Here is a 1698-nt window from a genome sequence, read left to right as displayed (position 1 = left end):
GTGTGTTTCGGCGTGGAATATTGGGTCTGACTCATATTTGATGATTTCGCGGTCGAAACTGACGCGGTTATCAGAAAGGAATCAGCATCATGGCGACCCAGTTTCGTCTGTCGTCCCTGATCCCGGTCGGATTGATTGTTGAGCGTTCCGACGAGGACAACGGGGTTATCATTGTTTCAGCGCGGGCAGCCGCTGATCAACGTTCCTGCCCTTTATGCAACCAAATGTCAGATCGTGTTCATAGCCGCTACGTTCGGATAGTTGCTGATTTGCCTTGTGGTGGCACCAAGGTCCAACTGCGATTATCAGCAAGGCGCTTTATCTGTGAGATGACAGTTTGTCGTCGCCGGATATTCGTCGAAAGGTTTGGAGAGCTTATCGTTGCGGAGCGCAGCCGTCGAACCGCTCGACTTGATACCGTCGTACATCATCTCGGGTTGGCTCTGGGAGGGCGGCCCGCAGCAGCCTTTGCCAAACGCTTGATGATCCCAGTTAGCAATGACACACTCATCCGTGCGGTGAGAAGAAAATCCATGGTGCCGGATGATGCTCTAAACGCCGTCGGAATTGACGATTGGGCTTTCCGCCGCAATCACCGCTATGGCACCGTCGTATGTGATCTTGAGAAGCGAAGGATTGTCAAACTTCTGCCTGATCGGGAGATCGCGACAGTTTCGACGTTCCTTGCTCAGCACCCCGAAATAGCGATTGTTTCACGCGATAGAGGCGGCGGCTATCGTGAAGCTGCTGCCAAGGCTTTACCCCATGCTATGCAGGTCGCAGATCGTTGGCATTTGATGGAGAACGCCAGCGCAGCGTTCCTCGACGTCGTGCGCAAATCCATGCGGGCGATCCGTACCGCAATTGGTGCTACGACGATCAATCCTGCGCTACTCACTTGCGCTGAACGACTGCAATATGAGAGCTATCTACGGCGTGAGGACGTGAATTCGACAATCACCAAGCTGGCTTCCGATGGCGTGCCAATCAAGGAAATCGTGCGACAGACCGGCTATAGCCGCGGAACGGTTCGCCAGATTGTCCGCGGTCACAGAACTGATGTGTTCCGTGTCAGACAAAGTTCCCTTGAGGCCTATCTGCCGCTGTTGGATCAACTCTGGGGATCTGGGCAGCACAACGGCGCTGAACTCTGGCGACAGCTAAAGTGCAAAGGCTTCCGTGGTTGTTCTCGTGTCGTTGGGGAGTGGGCCGCAAGGCGACGGCGGTCTGAGCGGGTCTGCGATCAGCAACTTCAAAAAGTGCCATCCGCCAGAACGATTGCCCGATTGATGACAACTGCTCGTGATCAACTGAGTAAGGCTGACACAATCACCATTGCGGCCATAGAAGTCGGCGTTCCCGCCTTGATCCAAGCTCGCAATCTAATTGATCGTTTCCAGACAATGATCCGAATGAAGGCCAAGACAGAACTCGACCCGTGGATCGCTGATGCACGCGACAGTCTGTTTGCCCCCTTCGCCAACGGGATACTGAAAGACAAGACAGCGGTGTCCGCCGCCATCACCGAACCTTGGTCGAACGGCCAGGTCGAAGGGCAGATCAACAAGCTGAAGCTCGTTAAAAGGCAAATGTATGGGCGTGCCAAGCTGGATCTTCTTCAGGCACGGTTGATCGGCGCAATGTGAAAGATATCGTCATCAAAAATGCGTCAGATCCAATATTCCGTTCCGATTGACA

At 53.9% G+C, this 1698-nt stretch carries 1 protein-coding gene; it reads left to right on the top strand.

Features of this window, described 5'->3' with window-relative positions; genetic code table 11:
- The first annotated feature begins 89 nt into the window (after positions 1–89).
- The gene (locus tag WH356_RS23955; RefSeq protein ID WP_339515402.1) at positions 90–1646 is read left to right on the top strand and encodes an ISL3 family transposase; all 1557 of its coding nucleotides are present in this window, start codon (positions 90–92) and stop codon (positions 1644–1646) included.
- The last annotated feature ends 52 nt before the right edge of the window (positions 1647–1698 follow it).

This window comes from Ochrobactrum sp. MYb379 (genome assembly GCF_037479515.1).
Lineage (GTDB): Bacteria > Pseudomonadota > Alphaproteobacteria > Rhizobiales > Rhizobiaceae > Brucella.
This window is presented reverse-complemented; position numbering and strand designations above follow the sequence as displayed.